Source organism: Actinomyces bouchesdurhonensis (assembly GCF_963540955.1).
Lineage (GTDB): Bacteria > Actinomycetota > Actinomycetes > Actinomycetales > Actinomycetaceae > Pauljensenia > Pauljensenia bouchesdurhonensis.
Genome location: NZ_CAUTSL010000074.1, coordinates 1 through 7,968, shown reverse-complemented (window position 1 = coordinate 7,968; position 7,968 = coordinate 1). Strand labels below are relative to the sequence as shown.

General features: G+C 63.8%; 2 protein-coding genes. Both read left to right on the top strand.

Annotation, left to right across the window (positions count from 1 at the left end; translation table 11 throughout):
- The first annotated feature begins 289 nt into the window (after positions 1–289).
- On the top strand, positions 290–2,758 hold the full coding sequence (locus tag RYL44_RS09460; protein ID WP_314804315.1) for an ATP-dependent Clp protease ATP-binding subunit: 2,469 nt from the start codon (positions 290–292) through the stop codon (positions 2,756–2,758).
- Between the two features lie 186 nt (positions 2,759–2,944).
- Positions 2,945–7,968 (top strand): Ig-like domain-containing protein (locus RYL44_RS09455; RefSeq protein ID WP_314975816.1); only part of this gene is annotated, 5,024 nt, incomplete at its 3' end.

Sequence of the window (7,968 nt, the reverse complement as noted above, 5' to 3'; positions counted from 1 at the left end):
CTCCACTCCGGCGGATTCCAACACCTCCTACACCCTTAAATGCGAAGAGCCGGTTTGTGAGGCCAGTCGAAAACTGACCCGGTTAAATTATGTGCGACTTTGTGAGGGGGTGATCCGGTGCTCGCGCGCCCCGCGCCCCCCGCGCCCCCGCCCCCGGCCTCGCGCGCCCCCGCCCCTGCGCCGAGGGCGAAAGCGCGCGCACGGCGCCGGAGCTTTCCGTAGGCTGTAACCAGTCAACTGGGACGGGTGTGCGCCGAGCTGCGGCGCTTGCCCCGAAGCAAGGAGAGACATGTTCGAACGCTTTACTGATCGCGCGCGCCGTGTCGTCGTGCTCGCGCAGGATGAGGCCCGCGGTCTTAAGCACAACTACATTGGCACGGAGCACCTGTTGCTCGGCCTGATCTCTGAGGGCGAGGGCGTTGCGGCGAAGGCTCTGGAGACGATGGGCATCAAGGGCGAGGCCGTGCGCGCTTCGGTCATTGAGATTATTGGCGAGGGTGAGAAGCCGGTTGAGGGCCATATTCCTTTCACGCCGCGCGCGAAGCGCGTTTTCGAGCTGAGTCTGCGTGAGGCCCTGCAGTTGGGCCACAACTACATTGGGACGGAGCACCTGCTGCTCGGCCTCCTGAAGGAGGGCGAGGGTGTGGCCGCCCAGGTGTTGACTAAGCAGGGCGCGGACCTGGCGCAGGTGCGCCAGACGGTCATTCAGATGCTCAGCGGCTACCAGCGGGGTGACGAGGAGGGCCGCGAGTCGGTTGGCGCGGGCGTGGGGGGCAGCGGTGGTCCTGAGCGCTCGAACTCCGCGATCCTCGAGCAGTTTGGTCGCAACCTGACGCAGGCTGCGCGCGAGAACAAGCTGGATCCTGTCATTGGCCGTCGCGTCGAGATGGAGCGCGTTATGCAGGTCCTGTCGCGCCGCACGAAGAATAATCCGGTTCTGATTGGTGAGCCGGGTGTTGGTAAGACTGCGGTCGTTGAGGGCCTTGCGCAGGCGATCGTGCACGGCGACGTGCCTGAGACTATTAAGGATAAGCAGATTTATAGCCTCGACATGGGGTCGTTGGTTGCGGGTTCGCGCTACCGTGGTGATTTCGAGGAGCGCTTGAAGAAGGTCCTGAAGGAGATTCGTACGCGCGGCGACATCATTCTGTTCATCGATGAGATTCACACCCTCGTGGGTGCGGGCGCAGCTGAGGGTTCGATTGACGCGGCTCAGATGCTTAAGCCGATGTTGGCGCGCGGCGAGCTTCAGACGATCGGTGCGACGACGAATGACGAGTATCGCAAGCACATCGAGAAGGATGCGGCCCTTGAGCGTCGTTTCCAGCCGGTGAAGGTGGAGGAGCCCAGTGTTGAGGAGACGGTGGAGATCCTTAAGGGCCTGCGTGACCGTTACGAGGCGCACCACCGCGTCATCATCACGGACGCCGCGATTCAAGCGGCTGCCGAGTTGGCGGACCGTTACATTTCGGATCGTTTCCTCCCCGATAAGGCCATTGATCTGGTGGACGAGGCCGGGGCGCGTCTGCGTATCCGTCGCATGACTGCGCCGCCGGAGCTGCGCGAGCTGGACGAGAAGATCGCCGAGGTGCGTCGCAACAAGGAGGCGGCCATCGACGATCAGGACTTCGAGAAGGCGGCGTCGCTGCGCGACGAGGAGTCGAAGCTCTCCGATGAGCGCAAGGCGAAGGAAGAGGCCTGGAAGGGCGGCGAGTCTGACGAGATCGCCGAGGTCGGGGATCAGGAGATCGCCGAGGTCTTGGCCATGTCGACGGGTATCCCGGTTGTGCGCCTGACCCAGACGGAGACCGCGAAGCTACTCAAGATGGAAGACGAGCTGCACAAGCGCGTCATCGGCCAGGACGAGGCCGTTAAGGCGCTCGCCCAGTCGATTCGTCGCACGCGCTCGGGTCTGAAGGATCCGAACCGTCCCGGTGGCTCGTTCATCTTCGCGGGTCCGACGGGCGTGGGTAAGACCGAGCTGGCGAAGGCCCTCGCCGAGTTCCTGTTCGGCGACGAGGATGCGCTTATTCAGCTGGACATGTCTGAGTTTTCGGAGAAGCACACGGCGTCGCGTCTCTTCGGTGCGCCTCCCGGCTACGTTGGTTACGACGAGGGTGGCCAGCTCACGGAGAAGGTGCGCCGCAAGCCGTTCTCGGTCGTCCTCTTCGACGAGGTCGAGAAGGCTCACCCGGACATCTTTAATTCCCTGCTCCAGATCTTGGAGGAGGGGCGCCTGACGGATTCGCAGGGCCGCAAGGTGGACTTTAAGAACACCGTCATCATCATGACGACGAACTTGGGTACGCGTGACATCAACAAGGGTGTCCTGACGGGCTTCCAGACGGCGGATAACTCGACGCACGATTACGGTCGTATGAAGTCGAAGGTTGCGGAGGAGTTGAAGCAGCATTTCCGTCCGGAGTTCCTTAACCGCGTGGATGACACGATCGTGTTCCCGCCGCTGACGAAGCCTGAGATTGCCCGCATTGTTGATCTGATGATCGCGAAGCTGGCGAAGCGGATGGAGGCGCAGGATATGCGTTTGCAGTTGACGGATGAGGCTCGCGAGCTGCTGGCTGATGTGGGCTTTGATCCGGTTTTGGGTGCTCGTCCGTTGCGTCGCGCGATCCAGCGGGAAATCGAGGATGCGTTGTCTGAGCGTATTCTGTTTGGTGAGCTGCAACCTGGTCAGGTTGTCACGGTGGGGGTCACTGGCGAGGGGAAGGAGCGGACCTTCACCTTCAACGGAGAGTGATTTACTCGCCAATTGTCGAGGGATGACAAACCCTGGTTTAGCGGAGAGCGGCCCGTCTCACAAGGATGGGCCGCTCTCTAGTTGTCAAGTAATCGTACCTCTGATAGATTCTCATTAACCATGGGGATTGTGCGAAAGCGTGCAACACTATTCGCGAGGCTGTATTCATCGATTGAGAGAGGGTCTATGAAGGCGCGAGCACGGCGAAACCTGACCAGCGTGAGACGACGCCTGCCGGCGGCGGTCCTCATGCTGGTTGTTGTCGCGCTGTGTATCGCAGGCGTGATCTACAAAGGTGCTGAAATCACTCAGGTGAACGTCAATGATGGCGGAATTTGGGTCACAAACAAGTCCAAGCAGATGGTCGGACACCTCGACTATGAGGCCCGCATCCTCGATGGTGCGCTGCGCACCGAGGCCACCAACTTCGACGTCGGTCAGGCAGCCGAAACCGTCACCGTCTCTGATTTGACCTCACTTACTGTTGCGCCGGTCAATGTTACTCAGGTGGCCCTTGAGTCCCCTACGTCGCTGCCGTCCGGATCAGTCGTCATGCAGGGCGGAGATGTTCTCGGGGTCTTTAATGCGACAAATGGCACACTGTGGACGACCTCGGCCACCTCTCCGAATCCGACCAGTCTTTCCGAAGGTGCGGCAGTCGCCTCGAACATGGGAGACGGTGCGTTTGTCACCGGCATGGATGGGACAGTGTATGCCCTGTCTGCATCCGGCACCTTAACAACTGTTAAGCGTCAGGGTGCCATGGATCAAGCGAAGACCTCCATCATCGAGGGGATCCCCGCTGACGCCACGCTGTCCATGACGGTCGTCGGCGACCAGGTCGTCGCGCTTGACTCCACCACCAACACCCTTTTCCTGCCTGGCGGCAAGAAGCTCAACCTGAGCGCAGCAGGCGTCGAGGACGGAGGAGTCCTCCAGCAGGCGGGACCGAAGGCCGACTCTGTGCTCCTCGCCACGGCCTCGTCCCTCGTGACCATTCCCCTGAAGGGCGCCGCCCCCACGATCGTTCCCGCCGCCGAGGGCGCCCCCAGTGGCACCCCGGCCGCACCCGTGCGCCACGAAGGATGCTCCTACGGCGCATGGACCGGTTCGGGAGCATACGTGCGCTCATGCGACGACCCCGGCTCGAATAAGCAGATGATCATCGACACTCTCAGGAGTGCAAAAGAAATCGTCTTCCGCACCAACCGCAAAGCCATCGTCCTCAACGACGTCGCACAGGGCAGCGTGTGGCTGCCCGACTCGAACATGGTCCTCATGGACAACTGGGACGAGGTCGAAAAGCAGCTCGAGGAAAACGAGGAGGAAGACAAAGACAACCCCGAACTCACCAACGAGGTTGCCGACCCTGAAAAACGCGAGCAGAACACTCCGCCCGAGGCCGTGGACGACGAGTTCGGTATCCGCCCGGGCCGCTCCACGGTGCTACCCGTCCTCGACAACGACTCCGACCTTGACGGGGACGTGCTGACCGCATCCCCGACCTCCCAACCTGCCTGGGGAACCGTGACCGTTGCTCGCGCGGGCCGCGCCCTCCAAATCGCGGACGTGGGTGCGCAGCAGACGGGATCGACGTCTTTCTCCTACGAGGCCTCCGACGGCAAGGACTCCGCCACCGCGCATGTACAGGTGACGATTCACCCATACGGTGAAAACGAGGCACCCGTGCAGCTGCGCGCGTCCTCCGTCAAGATCGGCGCGGGCGCCCAGATCCAGTATCAGGCGCTGTCCGATTGGCGCGACCCAGACGGCGACCCAATCTATCTGAAAGACGCCCAGGCGCCAGAGGGACTGAACACATCCTTCACGGAGGACGGTAGCCTGACGATCACCGAGGAGGGCAGCGCGGCTGGCCCCAAGACCGTGGTCCTGACCGTCGCCGACGACCAGGGCGGCGAGACGCGCGGCGAACTCATCGTCGATGTTCAGGAGGCGGGTAACCTGCCGCCTACCGCCAACGGGGACCTCTATCAGGCTCACCCCGGCGAGACCATTACCCTCGATCCGCTCAGGAACGATACAGACCCCAACGGCGATCCGTTGAGCTTGGCCGCCGTCTCCGGTGCTCCCTCGGGCGCATCCATCACGCCTGACCTGGACCGCGGCACCATCGACTTCATGGCGGCGTCACCGGGTTCCTATTCTTTCGCCTACACAGTGTCCGACGGCATCGCCACGACGCTGGGAATCGTGCGCGTCGAGGTCGCCGAGGCTCAGGCTCTGCCGCCCGTCGCTGAGAACGACACGGCTGTCTTGCCGCAGGGAGGGTCGGTGCTGGTCGCGCCTCTCGCTAACGACTACGACCCTTCCGGCGGTGTCCTGGCGATCACCTCAGTCGATTCTTCTGCCGTCCCTGGCCTAGAGGTGGCTCTCATCGACCGCCACCTGCTGCGCGTGACCGCGCCTTCCGGCCTGGATGCAACAGCGTCGTTCTCCTACACGATCTCTAACGGTCAGGGCAGCGCGAGCGCCACGGTGACCGTTATCCCCGGCGCTACCGACCGCTCTGACTTGCCGCCGGTCCTGAAGCCTGACAGGGGCAAGGTGCGCGTGGGTGACGTGGGCACGGTCTCTGTCCTGTCGAATGACCGTTCGCCTGCTGGCCTGAATCTGCAGGTCGAGTCGACTCTCGAATACGATCGCGATTCCGCTGTGGGCACGCCTTTCGTGACGGGGAACCAGGTGCGCCTCGAGGCCGGGGATACGCCCGGCACGATGGATGTGACGTATTCGGTCATCGACTCTGCGGGTAACCGTGCGTCCAGCACAGTGACGTTCGAGGTTTTGGCCGCCTCGGATACCAACCAGGCGCCCCGCCCGCGCGACATTACGGCGTGGGCGAGTGCCGGTCAGACCACGCGTATTCCGGTGACCCTGGATGGGATTGACCCGGACGGCGATTCGGTGAGCCTGCGCAGCGTGGATTCTTCACCGCAGAAAGGTTCGGCGACCGCGAAGGCAACGTGGATTGAGTACACGCCTAATGACAATGCGTCGGGCACTGACACCTTCACGTACACGGTTGAGGATCGTCAGGGGGCGCGCGCGTCGGCTCGCGTGCGCGTCGCTGTGACGCCGATTCCTGCGCTGAATCAGAATCCGGTGGCCGTGCCCGACACGGTTCTCACTCGCCCCGACCGTATGGTGACCGTCAATGTCCTTGCGAATGACCTCGATCCGGACGGCGATTCGCTGAGCCTGGATGATGGCGGCCTTCAGACGTCCACGCCTGGACTTGACCCGCAGGTCCGTTCCTCTTCGTCCATTCAGGTGCACACGCCCTCCCAGGCTGGCACCTACCTCGTGTCCTACACGGTTAGTGACGGGCGCGGCGGTTCCGCGCGCGGTACTTTGACGGTCTTCGTTCAGGATGACGCGCCGCTGAAGGCGCCGATTGCTCGCGACGACTTTGTCTCTTACGACGAGTTGCCCACCGACGGTTCAGCTGTGCGCGTGAACGTGCTGGAGAACGATGAGGACCCCGACGGCAGCATCGATGAGGTGAGCTTGACCACATCTGAGTCGGGTGTGAGCGTGTCCGGTTCTGACCTGCTCATCCCCGTAACCGATTCGACGCGACTGGTCGTCTACACGATCACCGACCGCGATGGACTGACTAATTCGGCGGTCGTGACAGTCCCCGGTCGCAACTCGACCGCGCCGTTCCTGAGTTCGGCGAACTTGCCGATCGAGATGGACGCGGGCACGTCGCGCACGATCAGCCTGTCGGACTACGTCGCCACCCGCGCGGGGCGCAGCCCCCGCCTCGTCGAGGGGTCCTCCCCGGTGCCCCAGGACGGCCTGGACTCGGTCGTCGCTGACTCCGACACGCAGCTGACCTTGAATGCGAACGCTGACTTTGGCGGCAACTCCGCGTTCCTCATTCAGGTCGCGGACGGCGACAGCAGTGACGCGGGCGCGCTGAGCGCCTCCCTGTCGCTGCCCGTGCGCATCAAGGCGACCAAGAACCAGCCGCCGACCTTCACTCCGACCGCGATCCGCGTCGAGGCCGGGGGCGAGGCCGTGGTGCAGAACCTTGCGCTCGCGGTGCGTGACCCCGAGGGCGTGGACGTCACGACCTTCACCTACGCGATGGACTCCTCGCCGTCCACCATCACGGCGTCCCTGTCGGGCACCACCCTGACTGTGTCGGCCGCCGAGGGAACCCCGAAAGGTTCCGCGGGGTCGATTTCGGTGAGCGTCACGGACGAGGACAACAACACGGTCAGCGCGCAGATTCCCGTCGAGGTCGTCGTCTCCGACAAGCCCCTCATCCAGGTGCCCGCCTACACGCTGACCGCCAAGGTCGGCGATACGGTGAGCGTCGACGTGGCGTCCTCCGCGACTAACCCGTACCCGGAGTCGCCGATCACCCTGGAGAGCGCCGCGCTGTCCTCGGGCAGCGCGACTGTCGCCACGTCGGGCACGACCGTGTCGGTCACCCCGAGCGCGTCCGGCACGATCACCGTCGGCTTCAAGGTGAACGACAAGCTGGGCGACCCCGCGCGCGCCGTCCAGGGAACCATCACCGTCACGGTGACGGACAAGCCGAATGCTCCGACTAACGTTCGGGCCGAGGCCGAGGGACCGAATGGCGCTCGCGTGACCTTCGACGCGCCGGAGTCCAACGGCTCCCCGGTCACCGAGTACCGCGTCTACGACCAGACGGGACGCCAGGTCGCCACCTGTACCTCCACCGTCTGTAGCGTCGAGGGCCTGAGCGTCGGCCAGACCTACTCCTTCACCGTGGTCGCGGTCAACAAGGAGGGTGAGTCCGCGCGTTCGAAGGCCTCGAACACCATCACGATCTCCGGCGTCCCGGGACGCCCGGGTGCGCCTCTCCTCACTGCCGGCGACGGAACCATCAAGGCGACGTGGGCTCGGGCCAAGGACAACGGCTCCCCGGTCACCGGCTACACGGCGACTGCTTCTCTCGCCGGCGGATCGGATGTGACGTGTTCGACGAATGGTGACACCACGTGTACGCTCACGGGCCTGACGAACGGGAAGAACTACACGGTGACTGTCGTTGCACGCAACGCCAGGGGCGAATCCGCGCCCTCGGACGGTGCGTCGGCGACGCCTCAGGCCGCGCGCCGCGGACCCGATCAGCCGGTTATCACGAGCGCCAGCGCGGCCCAGCAGCGCGACGGTAACGCCGCTCTGGCGACCATCACCTGGTCCCTGGG

Coding starts and splice junctions, on each gene's coding strand:
- RYL44_RS09460 (WP_314804315.1), top strand. CDS start 290: ATGTTCGAACGCTTTACTGATCGCGCGCGCCGTGTCGTCGTGCTCGCG.